General features: G+C 44.0%; 17 protein-coding genes. 7 read left to right on the top strand and 10 right to left on the bottom strand.

Annotated elements, in window-relative coordinates; genetic code table 11:
- Positions 1–5 precede the first annotated feature (5 nt).
- The 6 genes from HC643_RS26685 to grpE all read right to left on the bottom strand — a co-directional run bounded on the left by HC643_RS26685 (position 6) and on the right by grpE (position 7223).
- Entirely contained in the window at positions 6–704 is a 699-nt protein-coding gene (locus HC643_RS26685) for a Uma2 family endonuclease (protein ID WP_167844758.1), read from the bottom strand.
- Between the two features lie 168 nt (positions 705–872).
- Entirely contained in the window at positions 873–2006 is a 1134-nt protein-coding gene (rsgA, locus tag HC643_RS26680) for a small ribosomal subunit biogenesis GTPase RsgA (protein WP_050046821.1), read from the bottom strand.
- A complete protein-coding gene (locus HC643_RS26675) occupies positions 2003–2260 on the bottom strand; it encodes a sulfurtransferase TusA family protein (protein ID WP_038111954.1) in 258 nt (85 codons plus the stop codon). The genes rsgA and HC643_RS26675 overlap by 4 nt, the downstream gene beginning before the upstream one ends.
- A complete protein-coding gene (dnaJ, locus tag HC643_RS26670; protein WP_038111957.1) occupies positions 2257–3390 on the bottom strand; it encodes a molecular chaperone DnaJ in 1134 nt (377 codons plus the stop codon). The genes HC643_RS26675 and dnaJ overlap by 4 nt, the downstream gene beginning before the upstream one ends.
- An 895-nt stretch (positions 3391–4285) precedes the next feature.
- Positions 4286–6247: a molecular chaperone DnaK gene (gene dnaK / locus HC643_RS26665; protein WP_038107480.1), complete on the bottom strand. Its 1962-nt coding sequence runs from the start codon at positions 6245–6247 to the stop codon at positions 4286–4288.
- A 223-nt stretch (positions 6248–6470) separates the two neighbouring features.
- Complete coding sequence (gene grpE / locus HC643_RS26660) at positions 6471–7223, bottom strand: nucleotide exchange factor GrpE (protein WP_038107479.1); 753 nt, start codon at positions 7221–7223, stop codon at positions 6471–6473.
- A gap of 639 nt (positions 7224–7862) precedes the next feature.
- Between grpE and HC643_RS26655 the strand changes: the two genes are divergently transcribed.
- The 4 genes from HC643_RS26655 (at position 7863) to HC643_RS26640 (ending at position 13114) form a co-directional block, all read left to right on the top strand.
- Positions 7863–9875, top strand: a complete 2013-nt coding sequence (locus HC643_RS26655) for a GspE/PulE family protein (RefSeq protein ID WP_038107478.1) — start codon at positions 7863–7865, stop codon at positions 9873–9875.
- 148 nt (positions 9876–10023) lie between these two features.
- The gene (locus tag HC643_RS26650; protein WP_038084528.1) at positions 10024–11148 is read left to right on the top strand and encodes a type IV pilus twitching motility protein PilT; all 1125 of its coding nucleotides are present in this window, start codon (positions 10024–10026) and stop codon (positions 11146–11148) included.
- A gap of 96 nt (positions 11149–11244) precedes the next feature.
- Complete coding sequence (locus HC643_RS26645) at positions 11245–12459, top strand: type II secretion system F family protein (protein ID WP_038084526.1); 1215 nt, start codon at positions 11245–11247, stop codon at positions 12457–12459.
- Positions 12460–12547: 88 nt separating this feature from the next.
- A complete protein-coding gene (locus tag HC643_RS26640) occupies positions 12548–13114 on the top strand; it encodes a hypothetical protein (protein WP_038084524.1) in 567 nt (188 codons plus the stop codon).
- Between the two features lie 79 nt (positions 13115–13193).
- Here HC643_RS26640 and bioU read toward each other — a convergent pair whose 3' ends face one another.
- Entirely contained in the window at positions 13194–14216 is a 1023-nt protein-coding gene (gene bioU, locus HC643_RS26635; RefSeq protein WP_038084522.1) for a (S)-8-amino-7-oxononanoate synthase BioU, read from the bottom strand.
- 431 nt (positions 14217–14647) lie between these two features.
- Between bioU and HC643_RS26630 the strand changes: the two genes are divergently transcribed.
- Genes HC643_RS26630 through HC643_RS26620 form a run of 3 tightly spaced genes read left to right on the top strand, consistent with a single transcriptional unit; the run spans position 14648 to position 15742 of the window.
- Complete coding sequence (locus HC643_RS26630; RefSeq protein ID WP_038084520.1) at positions 14648–14857, top strand: DUF2997 domain-containing protein; 210 nt, start codon at positions 14648–14650, stop codon at positions 14855–14857.
- A 40-nt stretch (positions 14858–14897) separates the two neighbouring features.
- Complete coding sequence (locus HC643_RS26625) at positions 14898–15284, top strand: DUF1257 domain-containing protein (protein WP_038084518.1); 387 nt, start codon at positions 14898–14900, stop codon at positions 15282–15284.
- Positions 15284–15742, top strand: coding sequence for a ferredoxin (locus HC643_RS26620; protein ID WP_038084516.1), 459 nt, complete (start codon positions 15284–15286; stop codon positions 15740–15742). Before HC643_RS26625 ends, HC643_RS26620 begins: the two co-directional genes overlap by 1 nt.
- Before the next feature lie 274 nt (positions 15743–16016).
- Here the strand turns inward: HC643_RS26620 and HC643_RS26615 are convergent, their stop codons facing one another.
- The 3 genes from HC643_RS26615 to HC643_RS26605 all read right to left on the bottom strand — a co-directional run bounded on the left by HC643_RS26615 (position 16017) and on the right by HC643_RS26605 (position 21140).
- Complete coding sequence (locus tag HC643_RS26615; RefSeq protein ID WP_038084514.1) at positions 16017–17738, bottom strand: DUF4335 domain-containing protein; 1722 nt, start codon at positions 17736–17738, stop codon at positions 16017–16019.
- Between the two features lie 81 nt (positions 17739–17819).
- Entirely contained in the window at positions 17820–18425 is a 606-nt protein-coding gene (locus HC643_RS26610; protein WP_038084512.1) for a DUF3038 domain-containing protein, read from the bottom strand.
- A gap of 258 nt (positions 18426–18683) precedes the next feature.
- Complete coding sequence (locus HC643_RS26605) at positions 18684–21140, bottom strand: endonuclease MutS2 (protein ID WP_038084510.1); 2457 nt, start codon at positions 21138–21140, stop codon at positions 18684–18686.
- Positions 21141–21201: the final 61 nt, after the last annotated feature.

The raw sequence follows: 21201 nt of genomic DNA, 5'->3' as shown, positions 1-21201 counted from the left end.
GCGTTTTATACCAGTTCATCTGGGTCAATTCCTGCGGCTCGCAACCTTTGTGCTAATCTTTCAACCTTTTGCCTTTCCTGCTCCAGTTGTTGGTTTGCGTCCTCTTCCGGTAGCAGTACTAGCTGTCCATCTGGGGTGAAAAAGCGCAATTTTCGCTCCACCACTCCCAAATACAGCCCTAACTGCTGGCTCCACAACCAACCTTCTGGAGTTGGTATCAGTTCTTGATACTGCCCATCTAGTATGTGAAATCCTTGAAATTCCAGACTCACTGGGTCAAACCAGAAGTAATCAGGAGTCCGAAATGTATTTTGGTATATTTGCTTTTTCAGTCCTCTATCAACAGCCGCAGTGGAATCTGATAACAACTCTATGATGATGTTGGGATATTTACCGTCTTCTTGCCATACCACCCAACTTTTGCGGTCTTTCTTTTCTGTATCTAAAACTACCAAGAAATCTGGTCCCCTGAAATCTTCCGACTTTTTTTGATTGGGGCTAAAATATACAGTTAGGTTACCCGTGGCATAAAAATCCTGACGTTCTCGCCAATACCACTTGATTAGGCGGACAAGCAATTCAATTTGTTCGCGGTGTAGATCGCTTTCCAAGGGGGGTTCGTCGCTATAAAGGTCACCAGGTGGAAAAATTATACCTTGAGTATCATCCTTTACGACAGAGGTGGTGGCAAGCGGCTGAGACATACAAGACCTTGCTTTTATTTATATGTTATCCTTTTAAATCAAATATGTTATCGGTTTAAAACCGCTTGCTGCTAGCGCTATTCGCATTGGCACTATTGGTGGACACTCCACACTCACCCTACGTTTTTAAGTAATAAAGGGCTGTTCGGGAGTTGATTTGGAAGCCCCTTATTCCTCGTCCCGATATAACTCTTGTAACTCTTGCAACTGAGTCTTGCGAGAGACACGGCGATATTTTTTACTTTCGAGCTTTGGCTCGTACTTAGTCTGTCCCTTTCCTTTGGTTTTTGCCTTGACAGTTGATTCAGGATCTGCTTGTTGATTGAGATGAGTTTGACGCAGGATGGCTTCTTCTAGAAAATCTAAGTAGTGCTGGTATCTTTCCCAATCTCCACGCACTACACACTCCGGTTCCTCTCTATGCAAGCAATCACTAAAACGGCAACTTTCTACAGCTAGTCTCTGCCTTGCTTCTGGAAATAAACTTGCTAATTCTTCAGGCGCAATATCAAGGTCGGGTTGATTAAAACCAGGAGTATCCGCAAGCAAACCACCATCTGGCATTTCAAATAGTTCTACATGACGGGTGGTATGGCGACCTCTTGCTAGTTTGCCGGAAATTTCTCCTACTCGTAGGTTGGCATTGGGAATGAGTGCATTGATTAAGCTAGACTTTCCAACACCTGATGGTCCGGCTATAACGGTAATTTTTTCTTTAAGACTAGTTGCTATTTTGTTAATATTTATACTTTGATTGACACTGACAAACAGTGGTTCGTAACCCCAACTGGCTAAGCGATCGCTAATTTCTCTTTGCTGTTCGGTGGAAATCAAATCGCTCTTATTCAAGCATAAAACCACGTCTAAACCTGTGGACTCAGCTTTTAACAAAAAACGGCTCAATTGGTAAGGTTCTAAAGGCGGATCTGCCACGGCAAAGACTAACAAAATTCTATCCACATTAGCAATTGCCGGACGATCTAATTCACTTCTACGGGGTAAAACTTCTGAAATTGCTCCTCTACCACCCGCCCAGTCAGGTTCTTCAACAACCACGCGATCGCCTACCATAACCTGTTGCCCGATTTTTTTCAAACGAGTTCTGCGGGTACACAGGAGGAGGGGGGGATGGGGAGAGGAAAGAGGGGGGGATGGGGAGAGGGGGGGATGGGGAGAGGGGTTACCTGTATCTTCCTTGTCTCCCTTGTCTTCCAAATCTAACTGAACTCGATAAAAATTAGCCTGTACGGCTAAAACCGTACCCCATAACTGCCCAGTAGTTTCTAGGTCTTCCCCTCTCATGAGACAGGTACGGGACGGCGGACTAGCAAAGAATAATACTCATTACGATTTTCAATTTTTTCCACTTGAAAGCCTGCCACAGTCAGACTATCAGGAACTTGCTCAATTGGTTCTCCTGGATCTAACCAAACTTCGAGCAAATGACCGGGCTGCATTTGCTCGAGACGGAGTTTTGTTCGCACAAAATTTATCGGGCAAGGAGTGCCGCGTAAGTCCAATTGAGCGTTAGGAGTTGAGAGGGAAGGTAGATTCATCGTTGGTGGAAAAAGTTTCCCAAAAATCCTTCTAGACCGCCTTTACCAGTACGATCTCCTTTTATTTTAGCTAGCTTCTCCAACAGTTCTCGTTCTTCAGCCGTAATTTTTGTCGGGATATCAATTGATATTGTAATCATGTGGTCGCCACGACTTACGGGATTGCCCAAGCGAGGTACGCCATGATTTTCCAATTTCATCACCGTGTTTGGCTGAGTTCCGGGTGGAATAAGTAATTCCACTGGCCCATCTACCGTGTTTACTTCTAAACGGCAGCCCAAAATTGCTTGTAGGTAGCTGACTTTGATTTCTGAGAGAATATTAATTCCATCGCGATGAAATTCCTCATCCTCATTCACAAATAAATAAACGTATAAATCCCCAGGAGGACCGCTACGCTGACCGGCATCACCTTCTGAGGAGATCCGCAGTCTGGTGCCATTGTCTACGCCTGCAGGGATGGTAATTTTCAGCTTTTTGGTAACCTGTTTTGCGCCCTTACCCTCACAAGCGTCACATTTGTCTTCTATGACCATTCCCGTACCATTACAGGTGGGACACGTGGACACTTGAGTAAAACTGCCAAAGGGTGTTCTGGTTACGCGTCGAACTTGACCCGATCCACTACAAGTTGAACAAGTACGCGGGCGGGTTCCCGGCTTAGCACCAGAACCGGTACAAACTTCACAAGTTTCAAGATGAGAAATGCGAATTTCTTTCTCACCACCAAAAACCGCTTCTCTAAAGTCTAACTTTAGGTCTAACCGCAGGTCATCGCCACGAACGGGTCCGCCGCGACGCCTTTGCGTCGTACCCCCCATACCACCAGCAAAGCCACTGAAAATACTTTCAAAGATATCGGCAAAACCGCCCATATCACCCATATCTTGGAAGCCTACACCAGCTCCACCATTTACAGCAGCTTCACCAAAGCGGTCATAACGAGCACGGGTTTCCGGCTCGGATAGCACTTCATATGCGCGGTTAATTTCTTTAAATTGTTCCTCTGCACCCGGTTCTTTGTTCACATCTGGGTGATACTTCCGGGCTAAACGGCGGTAAGCGCGTTTGATTTCTTCTTTGTCGGCGTCACGAGAGACACCTAAAATTTCATAATAGTCGCGAGCCATATAGCAAAGGTGAAAGTTAAAAGGTAGAAAGCAGCTAGGCAACAAAGAACTTTGAGCAGCGTTAGCTGAAGTGCGGAGCACTTCGGGCTTTGCCGTCTCTCAAAAGTTCGAGTAGGCAGAAGGCAAGGGTTAAAACTTCTTAATCTTTGATTTTACCTTTTACCTTTTACAAAAATCACCATAACAATTTTTCAATGCCAAGTGCCGTTGAAGCTACTAGGTTATATCGATACGTGGATTTTAGATTTTAGATTTGGGATTGAAAAGTAACGAGAGCGAACTGTTTCAACCCTAGCAAGCAGTACTGACTATCATAATCTAGAATAATTCAGTACTCAAAGATAAAAGTAGATGTCATCCAAAGTAGCAAACAGTAAAAGTGACAGTTTTGTACTGCCCTCCTTACCATTGTGCTACGTACTTGACAAAAACTCTGCCTATTTTACAGATGTACTAGCCGCACCAAAAAGTGTGGAAAACCGTATTTAGCTAATGGCTAATGGCTAATTGCTAATGGCTAATGGTGAGTCCAGCGCTGATAGCGCAGCGTGGCACGAAGGTGCCATAGGCGGGTTTCCCGCGCCCTGGCGACTGGCGTATAGCCCTGCGGGCATAGCTTCGCAACGCGTACAGCCCTTACGGGCATAGCCTGCGGCATCGCGAAGCGTGTGCCTTGCACATAGCGTCTCCGTAAGGAGATACCCGGAGGGCTAATGGTGAGTTCATCGCTACGAACGGTGAGACCAGTAAGTTCCCTTGTGCCTAGCAAGCTCATTGCCATAAGAGGGTTAGCCCGAACTCACAGCAACTAGCTCTCCGTAAGGAGATAGGGCTAGTGGTTTGTAGCAATTAGCCATCAGCAATTAGCCATTAGCCATTAGCCATTAGCCGCCTACTAGTCTATCGCTTCATAATCAGCCTGCATGGTATTCTCGTCTTCAAAATCAAAATTAAATTGCGGGGTTGCTGTTCCACTGACCGAGGCGACAGGTTCTTCTAACTTCAATGTCGCTTCTGATTCTTCAGAGGCGTCATCACTTGGAGTCCCAGCACGGTTGTATACTTCAGCACCAAGATTAAACAAAGTTTGCTGGAAGTCTTCCAAACACTCTTTGAATTCCGCTACCGAGATGTTCTCGTCAGTAGCCAATGCTTTTAGGCGGAGCAATTTTTCATCAGCTAAGGCTTTTATTTGGTCGCTAACAACCGTGCCATTGCTTTTAATGGTCGATTCATAACTGTAGACCAAATTGTCCGCTTGGTTTTTAAGTTCGACCAACTGTATGCGTCTTTTGTCTTCTTCGGCAAACATTTCCGCTTGTTGCCGCATTCTTTCGACTTCGTTGGCACTCAAGCCACCTGTATTGGTAATCCGAATACTTTGTTCTCGCCCCGTGCCTTTGTCTTGTGCCAAAACTTTGAGAATACCATTGACATCAATTTCAAAGGCAACCTCTATTTGGGGTACGCCACGGGGTGCAGGTGGAATTCCTGTCAAAAGGAATTTCCCCAAACTCTTGTTATCCCGCGCCATTGCCCGTTCGCCTTGGAGGACGTGGATTTCTACAGAGGTTTGTCCATCCACTGCGGTAGAAAAGATCTGAGACTTGCTTGTGGGAATTGTGGTGTTACGTTCAATAATTTTTGTAAACACTTCTCCCAAAGTTTCAATTCCAAGTGACAGGGGTGTTACATCCAGCAAAAGTAGATTGTCAACTTCGCCACCCAAAACACCCGCTTGGATAGCAGCCCCTAGCGCGACTGCTTCATCGGGGTTAATAGAGCGATCGGGAGTTTTGCCGTTAAAAAATTTCATGAGGGCGTTTTGAACCGCAGGAATGCGGGTGGAACCGCCCACCAAAATAATTCTGTCAATATCTTGAGGTTTGAGTTCGGCATCTTTAAGCGCCTGAAGCATTGGTTCAATGGTGGCTTCAATAAGACTTGTTGCCATCTCTTCAAATTTGGCGCGGGTGAGTTCCATTTCCAGATGCTTGGGACCCGTTTCGTTAGCAGTGATAAACGGCAAATTAATGGAAGTGGAACCCATGCTTGAAAGTTCAATTTTTGCCTTTTCAGCCGCTTCTCGCAGGCGTTGCAACGCCATTTTATCTTGGGTCAAATCGATTCTTTCCTGCTGCTTGAAGCGTTCTACCATCCAGAGCACTATGCAGTTGTCAAAATCATCGCCTCCCAAATGGTTGTTACCACAAGTGGCTTTGACTTCAAATACCCCATCTCCAAGTTGTAGAATAGATACATCGAAGGTTCCACCTCCCAAGTCAAACACCAGAATCAATTGTTCTTGGTCTTGCTTGTCCAACCCAAAGGCTAAGGCAGCTGCCGTCGGCTCGTTGATAATCCGCAAGACTTCAAGTCCGGCGATAGTACCTGCATCTTTTGTGGCTTGTCTTTGAGCGTCTGTGAAATACGCCGGTACTGTAATTACTGCCTGGGTCACAGATTCACCCAAAAAGCTTTCTGCATCTTGCTTGAGTTTTTGCAAGATCATGGCAGAAATTTCTTGGGGCGTATAATTGCTCCCGCGAATCTGAACATCGACAGTCTCGTCTCTACCTTTGACACAGTTGTATGGGACACGCTCTCGTTCTGCAACAGTATCTTCCCAACGACGCCCAATAAAACGCTTAATACTAAAAATCGTATTCTCAGCATTTGTCACAGCTTGACGCTTTGCCAATTGACCGATCAAGCGATCGCCACCCTTTCCAAATCCCACAATACTGGGAGTTGTTCGCCCACCTTCTGAATTAGAAATAACAATCGGCTGACCACCTTCTAGAACCGCGACACAACTGTTGGTAGTGCCTAAGTCGATCCCAATAACTTTGCTCATAAATATCGGTATCTTTACACAGTATTTATTTCCCTGGGATTGAGCAGCAATTCCCGGTGTTAGCTATAGATATGCTCCCACCGGTCAGGCGCTGACGCACTTCGGGCTTGATTATGTACGCGGATACACTATTTGCGGTCAATTATGTCAATCCTGTCATTAGTCAAGAGGTGTTAACCAATACTAAATGACTAATGACACCGGACAAATAGCTGATAGCTGTTCAACTATTTGCAGAACTTGAGAGATCGTCCTCAGAAGAAGGGGTATCTTCCTTTGGAGCAGCGACTTTGACCATAGCATGACGCAGCACTCGCTCGCCCAAGTAATATCCGCGCACTAACTCTTCTAACACTGTTCCTTCAGGATATTCATCCGTAGGTTCCCGCAATACTGCTTCATGTAGATTTGGATCGAAGGGTTGACCCTCGGGACGCATCGGGGAAACTCCGAGACGTTTGAGACAATCGACCAAGAGCTTATAAACACCTTGATAGCTCTTGTGAATGGTCATCTCACCATCATTCTGAGGTTTAATTTGTGCCCGCGCCCGTTCAAAATTATCGACAACTGGGAGTAATTCCGTAATTGTATTGCGCTTGAGCTGCTGTTCTAAGTCTTCTTTCTCTTTTTGGTTGCGCTTGCGATAATTTTCAAAATCAGCCGCAATTCTCATATACTGAGTGCTGCGCTCTTCTAGCTGCGCTTTGAGAGACTCAATTTGTTGAGTCAGTTCAGTGTCTTTCGCTTTAGATTCATAGCTTGTGGTCTCAGCAGTCGCAGTCACATTGCTGTCTTGATTGGCAGCGGTTGTTTCTAAGACGGTCTCAGTTTGAGTGTCTGACTGCTGATTCACCTCATTTCCGGTGTCATTGGCATTGATTTGAACTGTGGAGTCGGTCATTGTTTGCTGTTCCTCAGTGAGTTCACCTGATTGCTGATTTGTATTGTTCTGCTGTTGATTTTCGTCTACCATTGTGTACTTTTTCCAGACGCAATATTTTACGGTTATCGCTACATCTTGCAGCTAATAATAAATTTTTGAAGCAAAAAGCGGTCACCTGAAGTATGAAGTATAAAGTATCAAGTCACTCCCGCAAATAGAATTTATAGAATGAAAGTGAGGATGTTAAGCTTCATTTATCCTTACGCGTACAATTTTCTGCTACTTCTACGATAACTTTTTATAAAAAGTACCGGGTTGGATAAGCTGTGCCGCCTTTAATTTTCTCATATCGATCGCAAGGGAGAGGAGGAAACGGAGAGTGGGGAAGGTTTTGACTTATTTTTTCCAAGTCACAAGGGTGCAAATTTTATGTACGACAGCTTATCAGCTTTTTCTAAGTTGCAAGAGTTGTATCGTTTGATAGTTACAAAGCATTACCGTAGAAATACTATATAAACTCTTCCATTTTACTAGAAACTACTGAAACCACAACATAGTTCTGAATAATGAGCAATAAGCATATTGCCTAACCCCGACGTCTTACTCCCTAAGCTCGAACCTAAAGATAAAATCTTTACTTTTGTATTAAATTTACTGAGTGTCGATGTCAATTCTGTCTTCAAGGTTGGGAATACTCTAGTTAGAGGTTTTCGCAACTAACGATACACTATGACTTACTCGTCACCACAGAGGCGCAGTACTGCTCTTACAACAAGAGCTGAGTTTTCGCCCTTCGGCAACAAACTTGTGCAATCTGGCTTTGTTGACAGCGAACAGATGAGACAAGCGCTGATAGAAAGCCGCAAGTCAGGCAGACCCCTGACAGAAGTATTGGAAACTATTTCAGGCAGACAGCTAACACCAGAGTTACTCAGACAGTATAAAAAACAGCAACTATTTGAACTCAAAATACTATACGGTGTTGAATCGCTCGATCCGGAAGTTAGCCAAGTTGGACAAACAACTGTTGGTCAACTCATCGACACTCTCATTCCAGTTGATATTTGTCGTCGCCATCGCTTGGTTCCTTTAGCAAAACATGATGACCAAAACCCACCCTCTGTTTTGGTAGCAATGGTAGCACCAGATAACTTAGAGGCTTCCGATGACTTAAACCGGATCTTGCGCCCGCAGGGATTGGCGTTGCAGCGCATGGTAATTACCCAAGAGGACTACCAACAACTCATTAACCAGTATTTGGATGAACTCGCTGTTCGGCAAAAGCACATAGAGCAGGAAAAATTTACAGATATCAATCAGGATTTAGAAAATTTAGAAAATCTCAATATGGAAGAAGCACCCGAAGACGGCGAAGCCGATTTGGGTGCAGCAATGAAAGGGGCTGAAGATGCACCTGTCATTAATTTGGTTAATAGAATTCTTGCTAAAGCCTTACACGAAAAGGTTTCCGATATTCACATCGAACCCCAGGAAGAAAATTTACGCATCCGTTTTCGGAAAGATGGGGTGCTGCGTGAAGCTTTTGACCCTTTGCCGAAAAAAATCATTCCTGCTGTCACAGCCCGTTTCAAAATCATTTCTAATCTAGATATTGCCGAACGACGTTTACCTCAAGACGGACGAATTCGACGCATGTTTGAGGGACGCAAGGTTGACTTTCGTGTCAATACTTTGCCCAGCCGCTATGGGGAAAAGGTAGTACTGCGGATTTTGGATAACTCCTCAACACAACTGGGTTTGAATAAGCTGATTACAGATCCAGATACACTGCATATAGTCAAAGAGATGGTTGCTCGTCCCTTTGGTCTAATTCTAGTCACCGGACCAACAGGTTCTGGTAAAACCACAACCCTGTATTCCGCTCTTTCAGAAAAGAACTCTCCCGGAATTAATATCAGTACGGTAGAAGACCCAATTGAATACAGCTTACCCGGAATTACTCAGGTACAAGTGATTCGGGAAAAAGGGCTAGACTTTGGAACGGCTCTGCGAGCTTTCTTACGGCAAGACCCTGATGTGTTACTAGTGGGTGAGACGCGCGACAAAGAAACAGCAAAAACTGCTATTGAGGCTGCGTTAACAGGTCACTTAGTTCTCACGACCTTACATACAAACGATGCTCCTGGTGCGATCGCTCGTTTGGGAGAAATGGGGATTGAATCCTTCATGGTTTCTAGCTCCCTCATCGGTGTATTGGCACAGCGCTTGGTTCGGCGTGTGTGCTCCAATTGTCGCATTCCTTACACTCCCACTGTAGAGGAACTAGCACGCTACGGGCTATCAGCCAGCCAAGAAGCAGGTATCACTTTTTACAAAGCGAATACTCTCTCAGCAGAGCAACTTCAAGAAGCTAAATCCAAGAATCATGTGTGTCCCGAGTGTAACGGCGTTGGTTATAAAGGACGTTGCGGTGTTTATGAAGTCATGCGAGTGACCGAACGCCTGCAAGCGCTGATTACCGAAGAAGCCCCAACAGAACGTATTAAAGAAGTCGCAGTGGAAGAAGGGATGAAAACCCTACTCGCTTACAGCTTAGATCTTGTACGTCAAGGTTCCACCACTTTAGAAGAAGTAGAACGAGTCACCTTCACCGATACGGGTCTAGAAGCAGAGTTAAAAGCCAAACGCAAAAGCGGTCTTACTTGTAAAACTTGCAATGCTGGATTGCAGCCGGAATGGCTTGATTGTCCATACTGTATGACGCCTAGATTTCAGGATTAGCTAATGGCTAATGGCTAATGGCTAATGGCTGATGGCTAATGGCTGATGGCTAATGGCTGATGGCTAATGGCTGATGGCTAATGGCTAATGGCTAATGGCTAATGGCTAACCCTTCACTTCTGTCCCCTAACAATAAGGAAATAAAACAATGGAATTGATGATTGAAGATTTAATGGAGCAATTGATTGAAATGGGCGGTTCAGATATGCACTTATCTGCAGGATTGCCTCCCTATTTTCGTATTAGTGGCAAACTAACTCCTATTGGTGAGGAACCAATGACAGTAGATCAGTGCCAAAGACTGATTTTTAGTATGTTGAATAACACTCAACGTAAAACCTTAGAACAAACTTGGGAGTTAGATTGTTCTTATGGTGTTAAAGGATTGGCACGTTTCCGGGTTAACGTTTATAAAGAACGTGGAGCCTATGCTGCTTGTTTGCGAGCCCTCAGTTCTAAGATTCCTAACTTTGAAAAATTGGGTTTACCAGATGTTGTTCGGGAAATGGTAGATAAGCCCAGAGGATTGGTTTTGGTTACGGGTCCTACAGGTTCTGGTAAGACCACAACCTTAGCAGCGTGTATTGACTTAATCAATCGCACTAAAGCAGAACACATTTTGACTGTAGAAGACCCTATTGAATTTGTTTATGAACCTGTTAAAAGTCTGATCCACCAACGACAACTTAATGAAGATACTAAGAGTTTTGCCAATGCTTTAAGAGCAGCACTTCGGGAAGATCCAGATATCATCCTTGTTGGTGAAATGCGAGACTTGGAAACAATTTCTTTGGCGATTTCTGCAGCAGAAACAGGACACTTAGTTTTTGGGACGCTACACACCAGTTCCGCAGCACAAACGGTAGATAGAATCATCGACGTTTTCCCTCATGAAAGGCAAACTCAAGTGCGAGTGCAATTGTCTAACTCCTTGGTAGCAGTTTTCAGCCAAACACTAGTTCCTAAGAAAAATCCCAAACCAGGTGAGTACGGTCGGGTGATGGCTCAAGAAATTATGGTGGTAACACCAGCTATTTCTAACTTAATTCGAGAAGGAAAAACTTCTCAAATTTACTCCGCTATTCAAACAGGAGGTAAGTTGGGAATGCAAACTCTAGAAAAAGTTTTAGCTGACTTATACAAAGCAGGAACTATCTCTTTTGAAGCAGCAATGTCTAAGACTTCTAAGCCAGATGAAGTTCAGCGCCTTATTGGTCCTGGTGCGCCACCTCCACCTACACCAGGTGCTAAACCAGCTGTGAAAGCACATTAATTTTGCTAATGGCTAATGGCTAATAGCTAATCGAGCCATTAGCCATTAGCTATTAGCCATTAGCCAATAACAATTAGCAATTAATATCGTTATACTATGCCAACATTTGTTGCTCGTGTTAAAGATTCGCAAGGAAAAGCGAAAACAGAAAAAGTTGTAGCAGATACCTTGGCTGACGCCCGGACTTCTTTAAGACAACAGGGTTATGTCGTTCAAGACCTTAAAAAACAAGCCCAAGGTTTTGATATCAAACAACTTTCAACAAAATTCACTAGCGTTTCTGTTAAGGATAAAGCTGTTTTTTCACGTCAGCTTGCTGCATTGGTCAATGCAGGCGTAGCAATTGTTAGAAGTTTAGGGGTCTTAGCCGAACAATGTAGTAACCCTAAACTTAAACAAGCTCTTGTAGGTATTAGCGCTGAAGTTCAAAATGGTGTTAACCTTTCAGACGCAATGCGTAAATATCCTGATTGCTTCGACGGTTTATATGTCAGCATGATCCAGGCTGGCGAAGTCGGTGGTGTTTTGGATGAAGTCTTGAATCGTTTAGCCAAGTTGTTAGAAGATGTTGCACGATTACAAAACCAAATTAAATCAGCAATGGCTTATCCCGTTGCTGTTAGCTTCATAGCAATTACTATCTTTGTAGGGATGACAGTTTTTTTGATTCCAATTTTTGCTAAGATTTTTGAGGAATTAGGAACAACATTACCGCCTCTAACCCAATTCATGATGTTTTGTAGTGAAACCTTCCGAAGCTGGCGGATGATAATTGTCGTTGGTGTTGTTGTAGGTTTTCAGATTGCCTATAAACAGTATTACAAAACTAGAGTTGGTCGCGAAACTATTGACCGCCTTTCACTGAAAATGCCTTTGCTTGGTGACTTAATTCAAAAATCTTCTGTTGCTCGCTTTAGCCGAACTTTTGGTGCTTTGACTCGTTCGGGTGTACCCATTCTGACATCTTTAGAAATTGTGCGAGATACATCGGGAAACCAGGTTGTTGCTAATGCCATTGATGCTGCAAAAATGGAAATCCAACAAGGCGGTATGATTAGTATCGCTTTGCAAAAAGAAAAAGTTTTTCCTCTTATGGCAATTCAAATGATTAGTATTGGAGAGGAAACAGGTGAATTAGATGGAATGTTGATGAAAATTGCCGATTTTTATGAAGATGAGGTTGAGCAAGCAGTAAAAGCATTAACGAGCATTTTAGAACCAATTATGATTGTGGTTTTAGGCGGTATGGTAGGTACTATTTTGATGTCGATGTATTTACCTCTATTTGCAGTCTTTGAAAAGCTGGGCTAAACGAATGATGAATTATGAATGATAAATTTTACACCATTCAATTCATAATTCATCATTCATAATTCATAATTTATAATTCATCATTCCTATGCCTGTACAAAAATCACATTATGAAGCGTGTTTGGCGGAGTATAGCAATACTGTGGCTGCGATCGCACTGCTAAAGCAACACCGCCCCTATCTAGAAATGATTCCAAGCTTGCGACGTCCGGATGAAAGCGTTATTGCAATTCCATTACCTGTTGTCCATCTTCGTAGGGAAGCCACGATAGCTGAAGCAATTCGCCTACCCTGTGATGTCGCTATCTTGATGTGCGATCCTGAATGGAAAATTAAAACTGGACCTGAAATCTTGATTTTTATTCATCGTCCTCACGAAGATTTTTCCGATATGTTGGGACGCTGGCGACAAACGCAAGTTTATTTGGATAAAGACTATGAATGGCTGATGCCCGCCCGTTACAAACATATTTTGAGTGAAGGTACAAACACTGTATATCCATTGTTTGTTTTATTTCCCGAGACATCAGAACGGATTAAAAGAGGTTTTGCGGGTGCTTATCTTCCTTTTGTTGTAATTTCTACACCGGAACTATTATTTGAGGAAAGCACAATAGGAAACCTATCTTCAGATGGTTTATCTGCAGAAACTTAGGGGTTGGGGGTAGGGACACAAGAGACAAGGGACAGGTATTAAAAAAACTAATGCCCAAGACCCCATGCCCCCTGCTCGATTATTTAACAAACTTGGGCATAATTTCAGCAGCAGTAAATATGCCGTGAATTCCACGCCGATGCAATTCAATACCAGCTTTTAGATACCCAAAGGCAGGACCACAGACGTTAGCAGCCATGCTGGTTTCATCTCCCAAAGTAAAAGTGTGGGTAGAAATTTTCCCTTCAAATGTACGACCCGTAATCTTGACATTTGTACTGATGGGCTTTTTGGGATTTCGGGTGTCTACTATACCACCCACTGTAACGCGATCGCGATCCACAATTCCCGCCAACTCCAACATCACATCATCGGCGTGTTCCATATTTTCTAATGTCAGCACACCATGAGTCTTATCCAAAAGGGCTTCTACTTCTGCGTCCGTCATTGCCCTAGCAGTTTCTACATCAAAACCGCTCATGTGGGCAATATCCTCACGAATAGTAGCGCGGTAAGCTTCCCAGTTCGCAATTCCCACACCAAAGGTAATTTCCACCCTATGAATTTCGGCGTAGCTTTGGGCGGCTATTGCTGCTGCGGCTGTTAACAGCCCTGGTGTTGCTCCACACCCTGTCATGTAAGTTATTCCTGCAGCTTGCAGTTCTTCTTTCATGTCTAAAAGTTGTTCAACGGCACTCGTGCGCTTGATGGCATCTACCAGTACCCCACGCCAACCAGAATTAATAAACTGCTTGGCAACAGAGGGAATAAAGTTATTGGGTAAGTTAGGTAAAGCCAAAAAATATCCGTCTACAATCTCTGCTTTGTCCAGCAAATCCTCAATACTGCGATTTGTCAGAGTTCCATAAGGTTCTAGATAACCTACTGACCCCTGGGTTTGGTATTTTGCAATACAAGCTTGAGCGTCTAACCCTTCAGTGGCACAAGCAAAACCTTTGTTATCTGCTGCTGCCACTAAAATCATTTCACGTTTTGGAGCAAGTACGCGGGCTGCTGCTTGCCCCAGTCCGCCAAAACCCAGTACGCCTACGCGGATTGCACCTGCGAAAGAGGTAGAACCTTTTACCTGTTGTGGATTCATGGTCAATACACTTGTTGCGATAGATATCAAGCTTACCGTACACTCCTTATTTCGGCTCATACAGCCTAAGGAGTCTTTAATAATTCAGCTTTAATGGTAATGATAAAATTTTTCAATAATTTTTCAGCTTTTGAGACCTTTAGATGCTGCTACTGCTTGTTTTTAAGATTTGTGGCACATTCAGTACAAATAGAATTTTGAAGCTTGACTATTTGATAAGGTTAAGGGAAACTAACAAATATCAGAGGTAAAGACTTACAAACATAATAATTTTTGTTAACTTTCTGAGATATATATTTTGAGAGATGGAACATTAGTTAACAAAGTGGCAAATTTGTAGCTAAGGGAAAACGCTGTCCCAAAGAGCTACTTCAGTAGCTGCTTTCTACAGTATTACTGTCCAAGCTTAGTGTTTTGGTTGGCTATAAAGCATGGAAACATTAGAATTCATAATTTATCCAGACGGTCGGGTACAAGAAAAGGTCACTGGCATAGTGGGTTCTTCCTGTGCGGAAGTTACAAAAGCCATAGAGGCTCAGCTGGGACAGGTACTAAGTCAAGAGCCAACATCGGAACACTTTGCTACTAAGGTACAGGAAACTAGTGTAGCGAATACACAGAGCGCTTTCAGCGATTGGTAAGTTTTCATACAAAGTTTAGTTTCATCGAGTTACAACCACCATGTCACATTTTAGCCAAATTAAAACCCAAATCCGTAACGTTGAATCTTTGAAAGATGCTTTATCAGAGTTGGGGCTAGACTGGAAACAGGGTCCACGTGAAGTCCGTGGATATCGCGGTCAAAAGCAGAATGCCGAAATTACCATCGAACAAGATAACGGTTATGACATCGGTTTTAGATGGAATGGTCAAGAATACGAGCTGGTTGCCGATCTACAGTACTGGCAACAAAACTTAACCGTAGAAGGGTTTCTACGTAAAGTGACACAGCGCTATGCGTACCACACAGTTGTGAAAGAAACGGCTCGTGCTGGATTTCAAGTTGCCGAACAGCAAAAGAATGAAGATGGTTCAATCCGCCTACTCGTACAACGCTGGAGTTCTTGATGTCCGATTTCCTTTCACCGGAACAAGGGGAGGAGCATCGTTCTGGTTTAGAGCCAGAATTGGGGGGTTTTTTACGAGATGACCCAGAACGTTCCGGTTTTGAACCAGAGTTAGGGGGTGTGCTCCGGCAAAAAGGAGTATACGTTGATGAAATTACCTGTATTGGCTGCAAGCACTGCGCTCACGTTGCCCGTAATACGTTTTATATAGAAGAAGATTACGGGCGTTCTCGTGTTATGCGTCAAGATGGAGACCCAGAAGACGTAATTCAGGAAGCGATCGATACCTGTCCGGTTGATTGCATTCACTGGGTTGATTACACAAAACTCAGAAAACTAGAGGATGAGCGAAAATATCAAGTGATTCCTCTTATTGGTTATCCGATAGACCAGGCTGTTGTTTCTTCTCAACAGCGACGCAAGAAGCAAAAGCTCAAAAGAAAAAAATCTAGTTATTAATTGTATAACTTCCTGCTTACATATAGAGGACTGGTAATACCAGTCCTCTTATTTATGAAGTGTTTTTATACGTTATTGTTATGGTGTTATACCATGTGGGATTTTGGCTGGTAAATTTTTTACTTAAGAGCCTCGTGTTGCGAAAGCAGCCTTTCGACTTTAGCCCCATCAATTCTTGTATGGACCCTACACCCAAAGATTAAGCACGTTAATTTGACCGCCATTGTATTGACTGTTACATTCAATGCTATTGGTGCTAATACCGATCGAGTTCTCAATCTTTTTCAGGAAAAGTTTGTACCTTGCCATCAGGACTAAAAACTGCTCGAATTCTCACAGCTTGTCCGTTCTTGCTAGGAGATACAAAAGGTTCGCCAATGAGAGGCATTCCGGTACGGTCAACAAAATCCCTCGCGGCTTTTCCTAAAGGCATGATTCTTTCTATGGAACCGTCTACACCTACCACTAAACTGTACTCGATCGCTTGCTTCAAACCACTAGGTGGTTCCCATCGCTGTGTCAAAAACTCTCTTGCTTCTGAAACTTGTAATGTATCAAACAACCTATCGTTTGTACTATTAGCTGCTAACTCAGTAGGTGTATTGTTAGGTTTGCGACCTTGACGCAATCTAGCAATCAGTGCATCAGTATCACTCGGTGTCGTAGCATTGAGTGGTGGAACTCCTCTAGCACTGGATAAGTTAGAAGGTATGTTAGGTAGAGGTGCGGGAACTGCAGGGATATTTGAAGGAGATCCAAGTTCTGGATTGCCCAAGCTCGGTGGATTCTTAAACTCGGATGATAAAGCAGGTATGTTACCTCTGGAGGCTGATGTTAGAGCGCTTTGTTTTGCATTTGGTTGAAGAGTAATTCTTTCGCTGGGGGTTTTATTCAAAGACGCAGTGTTTTGTGGAGAGGACGCAAGAGGGGGAATTGTACTTGGTACGGCAAGTGATGTCTTTGAGGATGGTAAACTCCCTTTGGGCAAAATCGCAACGTTAGGAGCAGCCCCATTAGCAGTTGGGAAGGTAGATGTGGGGGATGCTAGCGATATGGAAGGTTTTTGAGGTTGGGAAGATGGTGGAGGAGTTGGTGGTAAGACTGGGAATGTTTGAGCTGATGGGGCTTCTCCAGACGGAGGTAATGGAAAGTTCGCACCAAAAGTTGGTAGTGGCTGCGTTATTAGATTATTGTTTGAAGGGCTAAGTGTCGGTAGAGGCGATGATAGATTTGATGGCGGAGAATCTTGTAAGGCAATTGTTTGTGATGAGGAAGTCGATTTTCCAGCCGTTTGCTGCTCTTGTCTGAGACGATTTGCATACTGCAAAGTTATGGGTGCCAAACCTACACCTATGACCAAGACTGCAGCAACAGGAGCCCAAACAGGAATGGGAGAGACTCTAGAACGAGAATTGAGGTCTGGGAGTGCCATGACATCAGTCGAGTACTCATCCAATGCCGTTGCCAAGTCGAACAATTGCAGTAAACTTAACTCAACAACTCCACCAGATGTTGGATTTGCCAGAGACCCGAGAAACAAACTGTGTTTTAAATGGCTATTTGGTTGTAAGTATATATCTCCTCTAGGCACGCGTTCGCCTTTGGCGTAAGCCGTACCCGGCTTATCGCTTAAAGGGTCGATTGTGGTAGTTGCCGTTGAAGAAGTCGTCAAATCTGGCACTAGTGTTTCATCTGATGCTTGGCTGATATCTCTTATTGATGAGAAATTTGCCCAGAAGCTTTCAGGAGACATCTGTAAGAATTCTTGAACGTAGTTTGTGACTGCTACACACAAAGCGTCAAGTTGCTCGCTATCGCCTCTAATGGCAACTTTCTTTTCGTCTGGAAGTTGCGGATCGTCAAAGCGAAGCTCAAAGCGAAGCTGCTTCAGAACAGATTTACCCATCCACCTTGATAAAGCCGAGCTTTGCGCTAAGATTTCTAAAGTACAAGTAGGTGGTGTATACCGACGAATTGTAGGATTTGATACAGGCATGGCAGTAACTGCAAGCAAGTTATTTTGAATTTTTGATTTTAGATTTTGGATGCGTGACTTTTCAAATCTGAAATCTCAAATCTAAAATTTTGTGGAACGGTCGATGAGTGCAAGCCAGAGACGGCGATGCCCACCGGGACTACTATAAAAAAGTACATCTATAAGAAGTTTTAAAGCCAGGTGGGTAAGTTCATCTGTGGAGATTGTTTCGTCTTCCTCCATCCGTTCTTGGTAGGTGTTGCAGAAAGCATCGATGTAATCTCCCAGTAAAGCAGCCTGATGTGGTTCGCGATTGTTTTCCGCCATTTGTTCTAATAGCCCAACAGCACGGCGGATCAACTCTTGGTGCTGTTTTGCTAAGTAACAAATAATCAAAACAAGTGCTCTAGCTTCTTCTACGTCTAGTTTTTTTCGCCCTCCTTGACCTTTACGCAGTGGATTTGACTGTCTCAGTCGCCACAACGCCACTCGGTCTGGTACTCTTGACTCTAAATCCAATTGAACTGCCGCTTGTAGCATTGCCTCTGAGCCAATGCCAGTTAATGTTTCTAGCGCCAACAGCACCAAATCCAGCTGGGTTTTGATATTATCCCAGTGAACTGAGTTCGGGGCACCAATTTTGATTAAATCCTCCCACTGCGAATTTGGGGTGGGTGAATTGGCGGCAGTGTGCATAACTTTCAGCATAGGTGATCGGGCTGGTAGGGGCTGTTGCTGTTACCCATTTTGAAACCAGACTTTTTTTAACTCAGAATGGTTTCCTTACAGGATATGCTGCAACGACAGCTACAGCTTCTATCACTAGTGGACAACAGCAAATGTCTTTGTTTTACTCTATGACGAAAAACTGTTTTCACAAAGCTATAAGATAAATTAATTTTTTTTGATAAACAATTAATTTATCTTGATAACTGCGGAGTCCAATCTAGGACGAATAACTAACCACTAACCAATATAAGCTACTGTTACCCCAGTGCCTCCATCAGCTTGCTCTGCAGCCTCATAACGGCTAACTTGTGGGTGCTGTTGCAAAAAGGCATGAACTCCCTGTCGCAACTTACCCGTACCATGTCCGTGAATAATCCAGAGCGGTCCGCTAGCTTCTGAAATGGCTTTGTCTAAAATAATTTCCGCATCAGGAACCCTGCGTCCGCGTATATCGACTGTATTTTTAGATGTACGAATGGCTGGGGCTGGTTGCGGGGCTGGTGCTGGTGCTGGTGCTGGTTTGGGTTTAGAGACTGGTTCGGCTTTTTGACCGTTGAGGGATTCTAGGTCTTCCAATTTCACCGTCATCTTCATGATCCCAAAGCGAACTGTTAACTCCCCGTCAGGATTGGGAGCGGTTAATACTTCTGCTGTTTGCCCTAACTTAGGTATGCGGATGCGATCGCCTACTTTAGGAATAAATCCTACTTTGGGTTTTGGTGGTGGTGGGCTTGTGTATTTCTCAGCAATTTCACTCAATACATTTGTTGCTTGCTGGGCATCTTGCGCTGTAGGCTTTCCTTGTTGCAAGCGGCGAATGACTTGAGCAATTTCACTTCTTGCTTGAGCAATGGCTTCTTTAACTGCTACCTCTTGTGAAACACGCAATGCTTGTTCTCTTTCCTCTAGATTCCTTGCTTTGTCAGAGACTTCTTTGTACAAACGTTCTGCTTGTTGTAACAAATCTTGTGCTTGAGCGGCTTTAGTTTCCTGACGGCGGCGTTGTGCTTCCAAGCCAGCAATAACTTGGTTAACTTCGTCGGTTGCGCCCCCAAGTTGTGTTTTTGCTCGTTCCACAACTTCTTGTTTTAATCCCAAGCGACGGGCGATCGCCAAAGCATTAGAACGTCCCGGTATACCCCAAAGAAGGCGGTAAGTTGGTGAAAGCGTACTTTCGTCGAATTCTACAGAAGCATTTTCAAACCGTTCATCTTGGTATTTCAGCGCTTTGAGTTCCCCAAAGTGAGTGGTGGCGATCGTTAGCAGTGCATTGTCAGCCAAATATTGTAGCAACGCGATCGCTAAAGCACTTCCTTCTGCTGGGTCTGTTCCCGCACCTACTTCATCTAATAAGACTAGGGAATTGGGAGAAGGAGAGTGAGGGAGTGAGGGAGTGAGGGAGGATTCCTCCGCGTCTTCCGTGTCTCCCTTGTCTTCCTTATCCCCCGTGTCCTCATCCAACGCTTCTAAAACCCTACTAATACGGCGGATATGCCCTGAAAAAGTAGATAAGTTTTGTTGCAGCGATTGTTCGTCTCCAATATCTGCCAGTATCTGTTCAAACCAAGGTATTTCTACTGGTTCGCGAGCAGGTACAAACAAACCGACTTTTGCCATCAATGCAGCCAAGCCCAGAGTTTTTAGGGTGACTGTTTTACCACCTGTATTTGGTCCTGTGATAGTAACTACCCGAATTTGCGGCTGAATTAACAAATCAACTGGAATGACAGGATGGCCCTGTTCGTGTTGGTGCTGCCAAACTAGAAGTGGATGGTGTAACCGCCGCAAAGTAATGCTTTCTTTTTCCTGGAAATCGATAAAGCGGGGAGGATTGGCTTTGAGCCAGAAACTATAGCGCGATTTGGCAACAGCGAGGTCTAAGGTGGTGGCGATCGCCAAAAGCTTTTCTAAGTCTGGTTTGACTGCTGCTACCTGTTGAGTTAGATTGCGGCGAATCGCTTCTTCTTCTACTTGTTCTCTTCTCAGTAATTGTCGCAGTTGGTTGCCTAGTGGCACTACAGAATTTGGTTCTACGTACAATGTTGCGCCACTGCTTGAGGTATCGTGAACTATTCCTGGTATGGCATCTTTCTGGGGTGCTTTTACAGGGATCACAAAGCGATCGCCCCTTTGTGTAATCACCTGTTCCTGAACCGCACTTGATTTTGCTTGAATAATATTTTGCAGCTTTTGGATAATCTGACCGCGTAATTGCCTTAAGGAAATACGAATTTCATCAAGTTTTTGGCTAGCTCGGTCAGCAACCTGTCCTCTTTCATCAATACATCGGTGAATTTCTTGTTCTAATTCTGGGTAAGTTCGTAAATCGGCTACAAGTTCGTTAAGTATCAACAAATCTGGATGGTTGTCGATAACACGACGTAAATTTCTGGAGCCTGCTAAAGTTGTGGCAATAGCCAGTAGTTCGTCCCCTGCCAAAATTCCTTGCAGTTCAGCGCGTTCTAGAGAATCGCCAATATCTTGAATTCCATCAAATGAAAGCCCTGCATTCAAACGGCTTTCCAGTTCGTAGACTTCTTTAGTTTGAGCTAATAACTGTTCGCTTTGGGCTTGAGACTCAGGAATTGTTAAATGACGTGCAGCAATAACTCCCAACTTTGTCGCTGCGAAGGTAGACAAATGCTGGCAGAGGCGAGACCATTCGAGTAGTTCTAACGTTTCAGATTGAATCAAGGGTTGGGAATCTGAATGAAAAATAAGTAGTAACAACTCTATTGTGGCTCAAATAGAGGTG

Origin of the sequence: Tolypothrix bouteillei VB521301 (genome assembly GCF_000760695.4) — a bacterium.
Classification (GTDB): Bacteria; Cyanobacteriota; Cyanobacteriia; order Cyanobacteriales; family Nostocaceae; genus Scytonema; species Scytonema bouteillei_A.
Note: the sequence above shows the minus strand (reverse complement) of the source record. Positions and strands in the feature narration are given on the sequence as shown.